16 protein-coding genes and 1 rRNA gene are annotated in these 14152 nt (G+C 57.0%); 8 read left to right on the forward strand and 9 right to left on the reverse strand.

Features of this window, described 5'->3' with window-relative positions:
* Positions 1 to 13 precede the first annotated feature (13 nt).
* On the reverse strand, positions 14 to 253 hold the full coding sequence (locus ACRC4F_RS19600; protein WP_438660819.1) for a hypothetical protein: 240 nt from the start codon (positions 251 to 253) through the stop codon (positions 14 to 16).
* A 178-nt stretch (positions 254 to 431) separates the two neighbouring features.
* Between ACRC4F_RS19600 and ACRC4F_RS19605 the strand changes: the two genes are divergently transcribed.
* The 3 genes from ACRC4F_RS19605 to ACRC4F_RS19615 all read left to right on the forward strand — a co-directional run bounded on the left by ACRC4F_RS19605 (position 432) and on the right by ACRC4F_RS19615 (position 1386).
* Positions 432 to 656 (forward strand): hypothetical protein, encoded by a 225-nt coding sequence (locus ACRC4F_RS19605; RefSeq protein ID WP_438660820.1) that lies wholly within the window; start codon positions 432 to 434, stop codon positions 654 to 656.
* A gap of 66 nt (positions 657 to 722) precedes the next feature.
* Positions 723 to 1058 carry a hypothetical protein gene (locus ACRC4F_RS19610; RefSeq protein WP_438660821.1) on the forward strand — a complete coding sequence of 112 codons (336 nt, stop codon included), beginning with the start codon at positions 723 to 725 and terminating at the stop codon, positions 1056 to 1058.
* A 106-nt stretch (positions 1059 to 1164) separates the two neighbouring features.
* On the forward strand, positions 1165 to 1386 hold the full coding sequence (locus tag ACRC4F_RS19615) for a hypothetical protein (protein ID WP_438660822.1): 222 nt from the start codon (positions 1165 to 1167) through the stop codon (positions 1384 to 1386).
* Between the two features lie 18 nt (positions 1387 to 1404).
* On the opposite strand, the gene ACRC4F_RS19620 is transcribed toward ACRC4F_RS19615, so the two are convergent.
* The 3 genes from ACRC4F_RS19620 to ACRC4F_RS19630 form a co-directional block, all read right to left on the reverse strand.
* Positions 1405 to 1635, reverse strand: a complete 231-nt coding sequence (locus tag ACRC4F_RS19620; protein ID WP_438660823.1) for a DUF6555 family protein — start codon at positions 1633 to 1635, stop codon at positions 1405 to 1407.
* A 119-nt stretch (positions 1636 to 1754) separates the two neighbouring features.
* Positions 1755 to 1970, reverse strand: a complete 216-nt coding sequence (locus ACRC4F_RS19625) for a hypothetical protein (protein ID WP_438660824.1) — start codon at positions 1968 to 1970, stop codon at positions 1755 to 1757.
* A gap of 132 nt (positions 1971 to 2102) precedes the next feature.
* Positions 2103 to 2291 (reverse strand): hypothetical protein, encoded by a 189-nt coding sequence (locus ACRC4F_RS19630; RefSeq protein WP_438660825.1) that lies wholly within the window; start codon positions 2289 to 2291, stop codon positions 2103 to 2105.
* Positions 2292 to 2447: 156 nt separating this feature from the next.
* Between ACRC4F_RS19630 and ACRC4F_RS19635 the strand changes: the two genes are divergently transcribed.
* Entirely contained in the window at positions 2448 to 3569 is a 1122-nt protein-coding gene (locus tag ACRC4F_RS19635) for a DUF2235 domain-containing protein (RefSeq protein ID WP_438660826.1), read from the forward strand.
* Between the two features lie 69 nt (positions 3570 to 3638).
* Here the strand turns inward: ACRC4F_RS19635 and ACRC4F_RS19640 are convergent, their stop codons facing one another.
* Positions 3639 to 4184: a hypothetical protein gene (locus tag ACRC4F_RS19640; RefSeq protein WP_438660827.1), complete on the reverse strand. Its 546-nt coding sequence runs from the start codon at positions 4182 to 4184 to the stop codon at positions 3639 to 3641.
* A gap of 226 nt (positions 4185 to 4410) precedes the next feature.
* Between ACRC4F_RS19640 and ACRC4F_RS19645 the strand changes: the two genes are divergently transcribed.
* Both ACRC4F_RS19645 and ACRC4F_RS19650 read left to right on the forward strand, forming a co-directional pair.
* Positions 4411 to 5934: a CoA-acylating methylmalonate-semialdehyde dehydrogenase gene (locus ACRC4F_RS19645; protein WP_438660828.1), complete on the forward strand. Its 1524-nt coding sequence runs from the start codon at positions 4411 to 4413 to the stop codon at positions 5932 to 5934.
* 109 nt (positions 5935 to 6043) lie between these two features.
* Positions 6044 to 6982, forward strand: a complete 939-nt coding sequence (locus ACRC4F_RS19650; RefSeq protein ID WP_438660829.1) for a LysR substrate-binding domain-containing protein — start codon at positions 6044 to 6046, stop codon at positions 6980 to 6982.
* 47 nt (positions 6983 to 7029) lie between these two features.
* On the opposite strand, the gene ACRC4F_RS19655 is transcribed toward ACRC4F_RS19650, so the two are convergent.
* The 4 genes from ACRC4F_RS19655 to xylA form a co-directional block, all read right to left on the reverse strand.
* On the reverse strand, positions 7030 to 8166 hold the full coding sequence (locus tag ACRC4F_RS19655; RefSeq protein WP_438660830.1) for a sugar ABC transporter permease: 1137 nt from the start codon (positions 8164 to 8166) through the stop codon (positions 7030 to 7032).
* Positions 8167 to 9723, reverse strand: a complete 1557-nt coding sequence (gene xylG, locus ACRC4F_RS19660) for a D-xylose ABC transporter ATP-binding protein (RefSeq protein ID WP_438660831.1) — start codon at positions 9721 to 9723, stop codon at positions 8167 to 8169.
* 91 nt (positions 9724 to 9814) lie between these two features.
* Complete coding sequence (gene xylF, locus ACRC4F_RS19665) at positions 9815 to 10816, reverse strand: D-xylose ABC transporter substrate-binding protein (protein WP_438660832.1); 1002 nt, start codon at positions 10814 to 10816, stop codon at positions 9815 to 9817.
* A 146-nt stretch (positions 10817 to 10962) separates the two neighbouring features.
* Complete coding sequence (xylA, locus tag ACRC4F_RS19670; protein ID WP_438660833.1) at positions 10963 to 12279, reverse strand: xylose isomerase; 1317 nt, start codon at positions 12277 to 12279, stop codon at positions 10963 to 10965.
* A 169-nt stretch (positions 12280 to 12448) separates the two neighbouring features.
* On the opposite strand from xylA, the gene ACRC4F_RS19675 reads away from it, so the two are divergent.
* Positions 12449 to 13630 carry a XylR family transcriptional regulator gene (locus tag ACRC4F_RS19675; RefSeq protein ID WP_438660834.1) on the forward strand — a complete coding sequence of 394 codons (1182 nt, stop codon included), beginning with the start codon at positions 12449 to 12451 and terminating at the stop codon, positions 13628 to 13630.
* Positions 13631 to 14060: 430 nt separating this feature from the next.
* Positions 14061 to 14152: ribosomal RNA gene (locus ACRC4F_RS19680) — 16S ribosomal RNA — on the forward strand; the annotation flags it as partial.

A 14152-nucleotide genomic window follows, 5' to 3' on the forward strand; every position in this document is an offset into this window, starting at 1 on the left:
GACAACGCTCCCGTTAGTGAGCTTTCGTCCGACTGATGATCTTTGCTTTCACTTCCTCGGCATACCCTGCCAGTCGCTGTTCATCACCCTGGAACAACTCACACAGCCTGAGGGTTGCTTGCGCATCCACATCATTACCGGCCAGGCGTAGTTGCTCTGCGATGCGCAAGAGTTCGACGGCTGACCATCTAAGGTCCGACGCAATACCTTGTAAATCACGCCGAAGCTGGTTTTCATGTTCGCTGAGCCACATGATGATCTCCTGCAAATATCCCCACTGGAAAATAGTAATCCCAATTAGCGGACAAGGCGTTTGTTTGTCTGAACTCCAATGGGTAAACGTGCGCCGCTTGTCGGAAGGATGAGTGCGAACGAGCAGGAGCGGTGTCGTACTGAGGTGGCGAATTTTCGCCAGGCCGAGGCAACTTCAAATGACCCAAACCGATGATTTCAGGTTCCATGCGCATGAGCTGATCGTTGATCTGGATGCCGCGACCACGGAGATGATGAAGCTGATTTCAGCCCATCAGTTGAGCGGCCCGGAGTGGGAGCGGGTCACTCAATGGCAGCATGAAGCGTATGAGCGGTGGATGACGTATTTGAATGAAAGGTCTTATCCAGACCCCGGCGATCACAACGCAACGCCCAAAGGCTGATTCTATCGATGGATGTCTGCACGGCTACGCGCTACATTTCCCGTTTTTACGGGATAAGGAAGCGTCATGCGGATGTTGATTGGGGGAGTAGTGCTGGCGGTGCTGGCAGGGTGTTCGTTGCCGGCATCCCTGGTTCCAGGTGAGCCTAACGTCAGCAAATACAGTGACAAGACGCCAAAAGAATATGCCGCGTGCCTGTTGCCGCTATGGCAGCAGGAAATACCCAAGACGACTCAGACGGCGATTTCCAATGGTTACCGGATCAACGCGCCCAGCATCATCACGGCTGACGAGATTCTGGACATTGTGAAATACAAGGACGGCAGTCGGGTTTCGTTGTATCAGGGGCCACCGTGGGCCAAGTCGGACGCGATGCGCAAAGCGGTTCGCAGCTGCTTGTAATACTCACTTTATGTAAGCGTCGTTTTTAATCGCCGTATGTCGGAACCGAGGAACGGTCGTTGAGTGGAAACCTTCCAAGTAAAGACCGTCCTTGGGAGATCTGGTGATGAATGACGAGCAAAAGAAAAAGGCCATGGACGCTTGGTACAAGCTTTTGAATGAGCCGGAAATTCGCATGGACTGTGAAGAACAGTACGACGAGTTGCTTAAGGCGGCTGATGAGATGGAGCGTACCGGGCTCATCAATTGCAAGGAATGGCGCCAGTTGGTGCGCGAGGCGGGCGCTGCCTTCTCAAAAGCGAAAGAAGGCGTGGACGGCGGCACATAAGCGGCCGCTCACCAGCATTTACGGTAATTCCTCCCAACTGACCTGCATCAAGCCGCGTTCCTGCGCGTGGCTTCGCAGTGAGTCTTCATTTTGTTGATCGTGATTCTCTCCATACGACAGCCCGATTTTCGAATGCAGGCAAGCGTAATACCAAGCGTCGGCATCGGTCATGTGAGAGTCCGGTTGAACAAAAATGTAGCGACTCTTTTTGAGGCTGTAAGTGATTTGAAAATGTCGACGGCGGGTCATCCGATTCTCCTGGTGCTGCCACTACGACATTAGTGGCGTAGTGCCAGTTCCCTCTGATTTCGGACTTTTATCGGCGTCAGCAAAAAGCGCAGTTTTCACTCATCCCGTGCTACACGCACTCAAGGTGTATTCACGCTCGGGCATTCCTTATTGAGCTGCGAGCATTCGTTTTCGGCGTCTTCCAGTGTCAGGTAAAGCGTTTGCACCCGTAGCTTTAACTCATTGTCATAGAGGTTGAAGCCGACGGTCACTGTTTTGCAGTAGAAGCGCGCTCCGTTGCGCGTTGATCCCGTTTCCGTGGGAATGGCAGGAACCACAACGAATCTTGAAATCATCCTCGCGTACTCCTTCCGAATTCACCTTATGAGTAGCGGCTACTGGCCACTACCGCAAGCGAGCACTTGAAGTATCCGATGAACAGAGCGGCCTGCTGGAAAAAACGCAGGCAGGCGATTACAGGCAAGTCGTCACGAGGAGGGATGACGCCGCTCACTGCCCGAAGGGTTGCCTGTATTTATCAGCCTCCTTTCAACCAGCACATTGTGAAGTGCCTGGCGGGTGTTGGGATCCAGTTGATCTTCTCTCTCCTTGAGCTCCAGCAAGATAGGGCTGGACCAGGCGCGACAGGTTTTTTCAGCGTTACGAATGGACGTCATCTATCCTCCTTGATCAGGCACAAGTTGCAGAAACAGGGCCGTTTGATTCGGTAGAAACCCTAGTCGAGGAAACAGTTTTTCGCCAATAAATTGCACTGCATTGGTGCGAGAGGTTTTGCGCACAAAAACCGCATTTCGCGTCTACGGAGGATGGACATGGCACGACAACTGGTGATTTTCCTGGACGGTACGGGGAATCGTTTCAGTCACTGTCCCACCAACATCATCAGGCTGGCGCGTTCGCTGTCGGACGACCCCGATCAGGTGCTGACCTATTACGACCAGGGCGTCGGTACCTTTGGGTTAAAGGAAACCCTGTTTGAATGGCAAAAAGTCCCGGCGCGTATTTTCGGCCTGGCCTTTGGCTGGGGAATAAAACGTACGGTTGAAGGGGCCTATCGCTTCATTGCCGAGAACCTGCAACAGGATGACGAACTGTATATTTTTGGTTTTTCACGCGGGGCTTACGCCGCCAGGGCTCTGGCCGCAGTGATCCGGGCAGTGGGAGTGGTGCCCAGCCATCAAGCCCATCTGTTTGAGTACGCCTGGTCAATTCTCGTGGCCCGAAGCGGGCCCGAGCACATACCCGATTTCAAATTGCAGGGGCGCTTTAAGTTCACGTTCGGCAAGCGTGTGTCCATAAGGTTTTTAGGACTGTTCGATACAGTCAAATCCGTGGGCTGGGTATACGACCCGGTGAACATTCCTTTCACGACCAGCAACCGGATCGTGCAAGTGGTTCGTCATGCAATGTCGATCGATGAGCGACGCAGTTTTTTTCGTCAGCATTTGTGGGTGCAGGATTCGGTGAGAACCGACATCAAGCAAGTCTGGTTCCCTGGCGTCCATTCCGATATCGGAGGAGGGTATGCGGCGGACCAGGCGCAGTTGGCACTGGGGGCATTCCGCTGGATGGTGGGCGAAGCCAAGGCAGCGGGGCTGCACGTCGACCTGGCGAAGGCCCGAACGCAGATGATCAAAATCAGCGGCAGCGATCGGGATCCCTGCGGCCTGATCCATGATTCGATGACCAGTCAATGGAAAATTGCCGAATGGATCCCTCGTCTGGTATGGGATCGGGATGCGTCCAGACGCAAGTTGAAAATTGGGCAGATGCCGCCTTTTCGTGAGCCCAGGCCGCGAGTTATTGCGTCGGGTGCCTTGATGCATTCTTCGCTGGAAGAGCGATTACAGCATGTGCCTGATTACTCCCCTGTCAACTTGCCAGGTCAGTACAGTGTTGTGGGGGATGATCAGAGTGTTGCGGGTTTGCCTTGAGCAATTTGTAAGGCGCTCGAGTGGATGGTCAGCACCCATTACATCGAGCCGATGGCCTTCGGAAATCTATCAATTTGATGGGCAGTTGTTACGTTTTTTATCAAAAGTGGCCATTTGCTGAAAGTACAACGTAGGCCACTTCCTCATCTCACTCTGAAACGCTCTGAGGCGCTCATCAGCATCGTCCCTGGAGCCTCCGGCACTGGTAGCCTTCGTTACCGCGACAGTCAATTTCATCGTCTGTTTGGCAAGATCCTCCGGTGCGAACGCCATCACCGAATATCCGCTTTTCACAACGCTCTCATATCGCTGTGCGGCGCCTGCGAACGAAAAATCCGGGGATTCGCTATAGGACACCATTGCCCCCAGCGACCCGAGAAACGTATCCACTTGTTTGCGCAGCGAAGCTTCCTGATCGTCCAGTCGCTTGATACAGGCCTGCCGTTCCTTGAGGTGCGCAGACTGATCCGAGGCCTTCAGGGCAATAAAGTTTGTCGAGCAAATCCCGATAAGCGTGACGATGGCGGTCAAGAAGGCGACCACGAAATTATTGACGTTCAGCAATCGCTCAGGATGGTAAACGCGGTCATGCGCTGGAGAGGTATTGGCTGTCATTTTTTGCATCCCTGAAAAAGATGGCTATTTGACATGAATGGCGCGCCATTAGGAAGACCTCTCTAAAGCAAGTACACGAGTTGCGGGTAAATCCATGTCCGGAATTCCTGTAATTTGATTGTTCGTTACAGCGAACAATCAATTCAGGTTTTTGCCGTAGTCAGGGCAATAACCGCTGCTTACTCTGCGGATGAAGTTTAAATTCATTCGCAACCGCGAGACTGTCATGAGCCCTGTTATCGACAACAAAGAAATTGCCCAGTACATCCATGGCGCCCATGTCGCCGGCAGCGGTGTCCGCACTCAACCCATTTACAATCCGGCTACCGGCGCCGTCACTCGCCATGTACGCCTGGGCAATGCGCAGGACGTAGACGCCGCAGTAGCGTCCGCCGCGGCTGCTTTTCCCGCCTGGTCGGACACGCCGCCCATTCGCCGCGCCCGGGTACTGTTCAGATTTCTGGAATTGTTGAACCAGAACAAAGATGCACTGGCGCACCTGATCACTGCCGAACATGGCAAGGTTTTCACCGATGCCCAGGGTGAAGTGGCCCGAGGTATCGACATCGTCGAGTTCTCTTGCGGTATTGCGCAGTTGCTCAAAGGCGACTTCTCCGATCAGGTGTCTACCAACATGGACAACTGGACACTGCGCCAGCCATTGGGTGTTGTCGCCGGCATCACGCCGTTCAACTTCCCGGTGATGGTGCCGATGTGGATGTTCCCGGTGGCAATCGCGGCGGGCAACACCTTCATTCTCAAGCCAAGCCCGACCGATCCAAGCGCCAGCCTGTTCATGGCTGATTTGCTGAAACAGGCCGGTCTGCCAGACGGTGTATTCAACGTGGTGCAAGGCGACAAAGAGGCCGTGGATGCACTGCTGGTACACCCGGATGTGAAAGCGGTGTCCTTCGTCGGCTCCACGCCCATCGCCAATTACATCTACGAGACCGGTGCTCGCCACGGCAAACGTGTGCAGGCCCTGGGCGGCGCGAAGAACCACATGGTGGTCATGCCCGACGCTGACATCGATCAAGTGGTCGACGCACTGATGGGTGCTGGATATGGCTCGGCAGGCGAACGCTGCATGGCGATCTCGGTGGCAGTACTGGTCGGCGACGTCGCCGACAAAGTCATGCCCAAACTGCTGGAGCGCACCAAAACGTTGAAGGTCCTTAACGGCAGCAACCTGGCAGCTGAGATGGGCCCTATCGTCACGCCGGCCGCCCATGCCCGTATCACTGGCTATATCGAGCAAGGCATCAACGAAGGCGCGCAATTACTGGTCGATGGTCGTGAATTTAATAGCGCGGATGCCGGCGAAGGTTGCGAAGGGGGCTTCTGGATGGGCGGCACACTGTTCGACCACGTCACCCCAAACATGCGCATCTATAAAGAGGAAATTTTCGGCCCGGTGCTTGCCTGCGTGCGCGTCCCCGATTTCGCCACGGCGGTGCAGTTGGTCAACGACCACGAATTCGGCAACGGCGTGGCCTGCTTCACCCGCGATGGCAACGTGGCGCGGGAGTTCAGCCGTCGCATCCAGGTCGGCATGGTCGGCATCAACGTACCGATCCCGGTACCCATGGCCTGGCACGGTTTTGGTGGCTGGAAAAAGAGCCTGTTCGGGGACATGCATGCTTACGGGGAGGAAGGCGTGCGGTTCTATACCAAGCAAAAATCCATCATGCAGCGCTGGCCAGAAAGCATTGGCAAGGGGGCCGAATTTGCGATGCCGACCGCGAAATAGAAACGTTGTTTCAGCATTCCGGGTCTGGACGTCCACGACAAGTGTTTGCTTTGTTCATGACGAGGCGCAAAACTCGTATTAATTGTTTTCGTACAGGGACAATCAAGTCATGCCCAAAGTGGAAGTCGAAAGGCTCTGGACCCATGTGCACTGGTTGGCGATCCTTGCAGAGCAGGGCACGTATACCGCGACGGCGGTCAGACTTGGGGTGAGTAAGTCGGCGGTTAGTCAGCGAATTGTCGAGCTTGAAAAAGCCACGGGATTGAGTCTGGTGTTGCGCACGACGCGCAGTGTGCGATTGACCGATGCGGGAAACGCTTTGGTGCATGACGTGCGCAGCGCCTATGAGCAAATTGCCCGCAGTTTTTCCGATGTTCGAGACTCTGCAGGTGTCGCACGGGGACTGTTACGGCTGACGGCTCCGGTAGCCTTTGCGCGCCAGCATTTGGTTCCGGTGCTGGCGGGTTTCCTCGACGAATATCCCGAAGTCAGGGTTCAGCTTGACGTTTCCGATCAGATTTCCTCCATCGCTTCGGAGGGCTTTGATCTGGCTGTTCGGCACAGCAACCAAATTCCGGATACCCATGTCGCCTGGAAATTGTGCGCAACGCATTCCGTGCTCGTTGCGACCCGCCGCTATCTGGATCGATTCGGCGAGCCACAACGTCCAGAGGATCTCGTCGAACACAACTGTCTCTATTACCCGCGAGGCAACGACACGCCGGCCTGGGCTTTCAAAGCTCACACGCCCTCGCAAGGGGAGGAGAAACGGCTGACGGTTCCGATCAAAGGCACATTCGCAACCAACAATAGCGAAGCGTTGCGAGACGCTGCACTGACTGATTTGGGCATCGCGCTTTTGCCCGACTTCAGCGCTCAAGCCGGGTTGAAAAGTGGAGGATTAGTGCCGGTGCTGCCAACGTGGAGAGTCGTGGGGGCGTTCCCTGAGGACATATATCTGGTGCGTCCATATTCCGCGCATGTGCCAAGGGCCGTCACCGTGTTTGTCGACTATTTGCGTGGGCGGTTCGCAGCCGGCTTTAACTGAGCCCATTAAAACCGGGACAAGCGATGCCTCCATGGCGCTGGACCGGATCAGCGGCGCCCGGTCCTGGTGCTCACATCCACCCACACGGCCAGCACCAGAATGCTGCCCTTGACGATCATCTGCCAGTAGCTGTCTACGTCGAGCATAGACATGCCGTTGTCCAGGCTGGTAATTACCAGCGCGCCGAGGAGGGCGCCGTAGACGGTCCCGGACCCGCCGCGCATGGAGGTGCCGCCGATGAAGCAGGCCGCGATCGCATCAAGTTCGCCCATGCTGCCGGCCGAGGGTGAGCCGGCGGCCAGGCGCGCAGTGTTGACCACGCCGGCGAGGGCGCACATCACGCCCATGATCCCGAAGATCCACAGCTTCACCGCTTGTACATTAATACCGGACAGGCGCGTGGCCTCCATGTTGCTGCCCACCGAGTACACGCGTCGGCCGAAGACGGTCTGGCTGGTCACGTAGCTGAATACGCCCAACAGTATGAGCAGAAGCAGCACGGGCGCGGGAATACCGTCGTAGCTGTTGAGGGTCTGGACAAAGGTGGCCAGTACCGCGCCAATCAATGCCACGCGCAGTACATCACGCACTAATGAATGCGGTGCCAAGCCGTGGAGGGCGCGATTGCGGCGTTGTTTCCAGGTCAGGAACAGCGTCAGTGCGAACAGCAGCACACCCAGGCCGGTGCCCATTGCGTGGGGCAGATAACCCTGGCCGATGTAGACGAACTCCGGCGACACCGGGGCGATGGTCGTGCCGCCGGTAATCCCCAGCAAGATGCCACGAAACGCCAGCATGCCCCCCAACCCGACAATGAACGACGGAATGCGCAAATAGGCGGTCATGTAGCCGTTGGCGAGGCCGATCATCAGGCCGCACAGGGCGACGAGACTCAGGTTCGCCAACAGCGGCACGTGGTAGATCACATCGAGAATCGCCGCGAGTCCACCCAGCAGGCCCAGTAAAGAGCCAACCGACAAGTCGATTTCGCCGCTGATGATGACCAGCACCATGCCGCAGGCGAGAATTCCGGTGATGGACATCTGGCGCAGCAGATTGGAGAGGTTGCGCGGGGTGAGAAATCCGCCCTCGGTCTGCCAGCTGAAAAACAGCCAGATAATCGCCACGGCGATCACCAGTGCGAGCATTTTGTAGCGAGAGAAGAGTTGTTTGACCTGATTCATCTACGCGGACTTCCGATCATTATTGTTATGGTCAACCGGTTGGCTGAGCGCGGCGGCGAGCACCTGTTCCTGGGTAAGTCCGTGGTTAACGAAGTCGCCGCGCAACTGGCCTTCGCCGATCACCAGCACGCGGTCGGAAACACCGAGCACTTCGGCCAGCTCCGAGGACACCATGATGATCGCCACGCCTTCGGCGGCCAGCGCTCCCATCAACTTGTAGATTTCGTACTTGGCGCCCACATCCACCCCTCGGGTGGGCTCATCGAGAATCAGCACCCGGGGTTTGGTCAACAGCATCTTCGCCAGTACTGCTTTCTGCTGATTGCCGCCAGACAGGCTGGTGATGGGCAGGAACGGGCTCGCCGTCTTGAGGTGCATGCGCGAGATTTCATTGTCGATGCTGGCCAGTTCCGCTTCGGCGTCGATGCGGGTCATTTTCGAGTAAGTGTCCAGCACCGCCAGGGTGATGTTCTGGCCGACCCCCAGATCCGCAATGATGCCGTGGCGTTTACGGTCTTCGGGCACCAGGCACAGGCCGGCGCGAATTGATTTGAGCGGTGTGCGTGTGTCGATCACTTGGCCATCCAGCCAGACTTCGCCTTCATGGTGACCGGGGTAGGCGCCGAACAGGGCTGTCACCAGTTCCGTGCGGCCGGCGCCGACCAGGCCGGCGATGCCCAGAATTTCACCGCGTCTGAGCACGAATGAAATGTCGTCGACCCGTTTGCGTCCGGGCGAGTCGACGTCGTAGCAGGTGATGTTGCGCGCCTCGAAAATCACCTCGCCGATGTCGTGGGGCACGGTGGGGTAGAGGTTGCTCATTTCCCGCCCGACCATCTGCGTGATGATCTGCGCAATGTCCATGTCGGCCATGGCGGTCGTGGCGATGTGTTTGCCGTCCCGGATCACCGAGATGGTGTCGCACACGGCGGCCACTTCATCCAGCTTGTGAGAGATGTAGACGCAGGCGACACCCTTGGCCTTGAGGTCGCGGATGATGTCGAGCAACACTTCGATTTCCGAGCGGGTCAGCGCCGAAGAGGGCTCATCGAGGATCAGCAGGCGTGCTTCCTTGTTCAGTGCCTTGGCGATTTCCACCAGTTGCTGGTAGCCCCCGCCGTACTGCGAGACCGGCAGCGAGACGTTCATCCCGGGTACTTTCAGTTCACGCATCAGGGCTTCAGCGCGGTGGATCATCGCCGGGTAATTCATGCGACCACCCGCTAGCGTCAACTCATGGCCCATGAAGATGTTTTCGGCCACCGACAGGTCGGGAACCAGCGTCAGTTCCTGATGGATGATGACGATGCCGGCGGCTTCGGATTCGCTGATCGATTGCGCTTTGAGCGGCTGGCCGTCCCAGAGAATTTCACCGTCCCAGGTGCCGTAGGGGTAGACCGCCGAAAGAATTTTCATCAGCGTGGATTTGCCGGCGCCGTTCTCGCCACACAACCCGACGCATTCCCCCGGCTTGACCTTGATGTCGATGCCATTGAGGGCTTTGACACCGTCGAACGTTTTGACGATGCCGTTCATTTGCAGAAGATAGTCGGACATGGCAGAGACTCATCAGCGGGTACGAGGCCTCACTGCAGGAGCGAGCAGGCTCGCTCCCGAGTAGGGCCGTTGAGACGTTACAGCCCGAAGATCACTGTCCGGCAATCTGTGCCTTGGTGTAGAACCCGTCCTGTTCCAGCAGGTCGATGTTGTCCTTGGTCAATGGGGTCGGGGTGAGCAGGATGGTGTCGACTTTTTTGCTGCCGTTGTCGTACTGCGAGCTGTAGGTGGGCTTCTCGTTACGCGCCAGTTGCACCGACAGCCTGGCGGCTTCGGAGGCGATGAGTTTCAGCGGCTTGTAGACGGTCATGGTTTGTGTGCCATTGATCACTCGCTTGACCGCTGCCAGGTCCGCATCCTGCCCCGAGATCGGCACCTTGCCGGCCAGCTTCTGCGCGGCCAGTGCCTGGATGGCACCGCCTGCGGTGGCATCGTTTGAAGCGACAATGCCATCGATTTTGTTGTCGTTGCGGGTCAGGGCATTCTCGACAATGCTCAGCGCTTCGGTGGGATTCCACTCTTTAACCCACTGCTGGCCGACAATCTTGATGTCACCCTTGTCGATGGCCGGTTGCAACACCTTCATCTGACCTTCGCGCAGGACTTTTGCGTTGTTGTCAGTGGGCGCGCCACCGAGCAGGAAGTAGTTGCCCTTGGGCGCCGCTTGCAGCACGCCGCTGGCCTGCATCTCGCCGACTTTTTCGTTATCGAAGGAAATGTAGGCGTCGATGTCGGCGTTGAGAATCAAGCGGTCATAGGACACGACCTTGATTCCGGCTTTTTTTGCTTCGGCGACAGCGTTGGTCAGTACGGTGGCATTGAACGGCACGATGACGATCACATCAACGCCCCGGGAAATAAGGTTTTCGATCTGCGAAATCTGCTTTTGCTCGTTGGCATCGGCCGATTGCACGAAGACTTTGGCGTCCATTTTTTCTGCTGCGGCGACGAAATAGTCGCGGTCACGTGACCAGCGTTCCAGCCGCAGGTCGTCAATCGAGAAACCGATTTTCGGGTGGGCAGAATCGGCCATCACCGGGAGTGACAGCAGGGCCAGGGCGCCGGCGAGTAGCGTGCGTTTTACTTTCTTCATGGTGGTGCGTCCTTTTATTGTTGTTTGAAAGACACTGCCTGACGATGAGTCTCGGGCCGGTAGAACTGTAGAGCGTTGCCAGGCGCCGCGGGCACAGATTTGTCGCGCGAATGTCACAGCGAGCCGTGCCGGCGGAGTGTGGCTCGTCAGCTATAGATGAACCGGTTGACGACGTTTTCGAGCATCTCCTGCCGGCCGCTGACGGCCTGTGGATTCAGCTCGTTGGCGAAGGCGTGTTCGGCCAGTGACTGGAGGCTGAACTCACCTGCCAGTACCGCCTGCCCCAACGGCTGCTGCCAGCCGGCGTAGCGTTGATCCTTGAGCTGCTGAAGCCGGTCGTTCTGCACCATGGCGGCCGCGCGTTCCAGGGACAGGGCGAGGACGTCCATTGCACCGACGTGGCCGTGAAACAGGTCGATCTCGTCGAGGCTCTGCCGGCGAACCTTGGAGTCAAAGTTGAACCCGCCATTCTTGAACCCGCCGGCTTTGAGAATTTCGTAGGTGGCCAGGGTCATCTCTTCGACGCTGTTGGGAAACTGGTCGGTGTCCCAGCCGTTTTGCGGATCGCCACGGTTGGCGTCGATGCTGCCGAAAATTCCCAGCGAGACGGCCGTAGCGATCTCGTGATGAAAGCTGTGACCTGCCAGGGTCGCGTGGTTGGCCTCGATGTTGACCTTGATCTCGTTCTCCAGGCCGAACTGCTGCAGGAAGCCAAAAACGGTGGCGCTGTCGTAATCGTATTGGTGCTTGGTCGGCTCCTGTGGCTTGGGTTCGATCAGCAGGTCACCTTTGAATCCGATCTTGTACTTGTGCTCGACCACCATGCGCATAAAGCGGCCCAGTTGTTCGCGCTCTCGTTTCAGGTCGGTATTGAGCAGGGTTTCATAGCCCTCGCGACCACCCCATAACACGTAGTTGGCCCCTTTGAGGCGTTGTGTTGCGTTCATGGCGCTGAACACCTGGGCGGCAGCGCAGGCGAACACCTGCGGGTCCGGGTTGCTGGCGGCACCGGCGGCAAAGCGCGGGTTGCTGAAACAATTGGCGGTTCCCCACAGCAGCTTGATCCCGCTTTGTTCCTGGTGGCGTTCGAGATGGTCGATCATTTGCGCAAAGTGGTTGCGATATTCCTTGAGCGAACTGCCTTCCGGAGCGACGTCGGTGTCGTGGAAGCAGTAATAGTCGATACCGAGCTTGGTAAAGAACTCGAAGGCTGCTTCCGCCTTGCCGATCGCCAGCTCCATCGGATCCGCGGAACGCTGCCACGGGCGCTTGAACGTTCCGGCACCGAATACATCGGAGCCCGGCCAGACGAAGGTGTGCCAATAGCAGGCGGCCATGCGCAGGTGTTCACGCATGGGTTTGCCGAGGATGATCTTGTCGGCGTCATAGTGACGGAAGGCGAGGGGAGAATCGCTGGCGGGGCCTTCGTAGCGAATCTTGTCGACATCGGGAAAGTACGGCATTGGCAATGTCCTTGTTGTTCTTGGCGGTGGCTCGATACTAGCAACGGCCCTGTGCCTGCTGATTATGAAAGTCACCAACACAGGGTTCGATTTTGAGTATTGAGATTCGCCCTCTACACACCTAGTCTGTGTCGACACGCCTTCGTGTGAGCGGCTCAAGACAAAAACAATGAAAACCGTTCCGCCTTCTCATCGCATTGCATTGCTGTTCAACGGCAGCAAGATTTACGACCGCGGCATCATCAGCGGCATCGGTAACTACCTGAGCAGCACGCGCGCCTCCTGGGACCTGTTTCTGGAAGAGGATTTTCTGTGTCGGTTAAAAGGGATCGAGCGCTGGCAGGGTGACGGGATCATTGCCGACTTCGACGACCCGCTGATTGGCGAGGCGCTGGCCGGCATCGACTTGCCGGTGGTGGCGGTGGGCGGCTCCTATCAGGATCAGCGAGCCTATCCAAAAGGCATTCCTTACGTCGCCACCGACAATGAGGCGTTGATCACCCTGGCGTACGAACATCTGATCGAAGCAGGGTTGACGCGTTTTGCCTGCTTCAGCCTGCCCGAAGCTCAAGCCAATCGTTGGGCTCAGGAACGGGAAAAAGTGTTTCGCCGGCTGATGCGGCGTGACGGCCTGAACGCCGAGGTCTATCGCGGCATGGGCACCAGCGCGCCGCTTTGGGACAGCGCCGTAGAACAGCAGATCGCCTGGCTGCAAAGCCTGCCCAAACCCATCGGCATCATCGCCGTCAGTGATGCCCGCGCCCGACAACTGCTGCAAGCCTGTCTGACCGCAGGGATCGCGGTGCCGGAGCAGGTGGCGTTGATCGGCATCGACAACGACCCGTTGACCCGCAGCCTGACGCGGGTGCCGCTGAGTTCGGTGATTCAGGGCACCGAAACCATGGGCCGTACCGCCGCGCATCTGCTCCACCAAATGCTGCACGGCAAGCCGTCCGCAGGCACGCAGATCCTGATTCCCCCGGATGCGGTCAATGTGCAGGTATCGAGTCTGCATCAACCTTTGGGTAACCCTTACGTCATGCAGGCGCTGCTGTTCATCCGCCAATATGCCTGCCAAGGCATCAAGACGGCACAGGTGGCGGCCTACGTGGGTGTGTCGCGCTCGTCGCTGGAGTCGCACTTCCGTCAAGTGCGAGGCTGCAGCGTGCATGACGAAATCCTGCGTTTCAAACTGGCCGCCGCGACCAGCGGGCTGCAGAACACTGACGCGGCCATTGCAGACATAGCGCGCAATTGCGGCTTCAAGTCTGCGCAGTACCTGCACACGGTGTTCCGCCGCGAGTTCGGCTGCACGCCCCGTGAGTACCTGCGGGGCGCGGCTACGGTCTAGTGCGGTTCTCTGCGGCCTTTTATGCTTTGCAAGGACTGGGAAGCCTTCATTGGGCAACCTGGTTCTTTGATGAGGAAAAGAATTTTTGGGCAGGGGTTGACCACGTATTTTAATCCTGTACTATTCGCCTCCCGCTGACGAGCAGTTTGCTGCTGGTCTGGCTTAAGTAGTTGATTTTGCTAGCAAAATTAAAAACTTTTAAGGTTGCTTCTTGAGGATGCGTGATGTAGGATGCGCACCTCGGTTGAGACGAAAGATCTTAACCAGCCGCTCTTTAACAACTGAATCAAGCAATTCGTGTGGGTGCTTGTGGAGTCAGGCTGATAGTCAACAAGATTATCAGCATCACAAGTTACTCCGCGAGAAATCAAAGATGTAACCAACGATTGCTGAGCCAAGTTTAGGGTTTCTTAAAAACCCAAAGATGTTTGAACTGAAGAGTTTGATCATGGCTCAGATTGAACGCTGGCGGCAGGCCTAACACATGCAAGTCGAGCGGCAGCACGGGTACTTGTACCTGGT

It is taken from the genome of Pseudomonas sp. (assembly GCF_051660785.1).
In the GTDB taxonomy this organism is placed as follows: domain Bacteria; phylum Pseudomonadota; class Gammaproteobacteria; order Pseudomonadales; family Pseudomonadaceae; genus Aquipseudomonas.

Bases quoted from the DNA above. Each gene is read 5' to 3' on its own strand.
- ACRC4F_RS19640 (WP_438660827.1), bottom strand. From the start codon at position 4,184: ATGACAGCCAATACCTCTCCAGCGCATGACCGCGTTTACCATCCTGAG.
- ACRC4F_RS19650 (WP_438660829.1), top strand. From the start codon at position 6,044: ATGCCCAAAGTGGAAGTCGAAAGGCTCTGGACCCATGTGCACTGGTTG.
- ACRC4F_RS19620 (WP_438660823.1), bottom strand. From the start codon at position 1,635: ATGACCCGCCGTCGACATTTTCAAATCACTTACAGCCTCAAAAAGAGT.
- ACRC4F_RS19625 (WP_438660824.1), bottom strand. From the start codon at position 1,970: ATGATTTCAAGATTCGTTGTGGTTCCTGCCATTCCCACGGAAACGGGA.
- ACRC4F_RS19600 (WP_438660819.1), bottom strand. From the start codon at position 253: ATGTGGCTCAGCGAACATGAAAACCAGCTTCGGCGTGATTTACAAGGT.
- ACRC4F_RS19635 (WP_438660826.1), top strand. From the start codon at position 2,448: ATGGCACGACAACTGGTGATTTTCCTGGACGGTACGGGGAATCGTTTC.
- ACRC4F_RS19630 (WP_438660825.1), bottom strand. From the start codon at position 2,291: ATGACGTCCATTCGTAACGCTGAAAAAACCTGTCGCGCCTGGTCCAGC.
- ACRC4F_RS19610 (WP_438660821.1), top strand. From the start codon at position 723: ATGCGGATGTTGATTGGGGGAGTAGTGCTGGCGGTGCTGGCAGGGTGT.
- ACRC4F_RS19605 (WP_438660820.1), top strand. From the start codon at position 432: ATGACCCAAACCGATGATTTCAGGTTCCATGCGCATGAGCTGATCGTT.
- ACRC4F_RS19615 (WP_438660822.1), top strand. From the start codon at position 1,165: ATGAATGACGAGCAAAAGAAAAAGGCCATGGACGCTTGGTACAAGCTT.
- ACRC4F_RS19655 (WP_438660830.1), bottom strand. From the start codon at position 8,166: ATGAATCAGGTCAAACAACTCTTCTCTCGCTACAAAATGCTCGCACTG.
- ACRC4F_RS19645 (WP_438660828.1), top strand. From the start codon at position 4,411: ATGAGCCCTGTTATCGACAACAAAGAAATTGCCCAGTACATCCATGGC.
- xylA (WP_438660833.1), bottom strand. From the start codon at position 12,279: ATGCCGTACTTTCCCGATGTCGACAAGATTCGCTACGAAGGCCCCGCC.
- xylG (WP_438660831.1), bottom strand. From the start codon at position 9,723: ATGTCCGACTATCTTCTGCAAATGAACGGCATCGTCAAAACGTTCGAC.
- xylF (WP_438660832.1), bottom strand. From the start codon at position 10,816: ATGAAGAAAGTAAAACGCACGCTACTCGCCGGCGCCCTGGCCCTGCTG.
- ACRC4F_RS19675 (WP_438660834.1), top strand. From the start codon at position 12,449: ATGAAAACCGTTCCGCCTTCTCATCGCATTGCATTGCTGTTCAACGGC.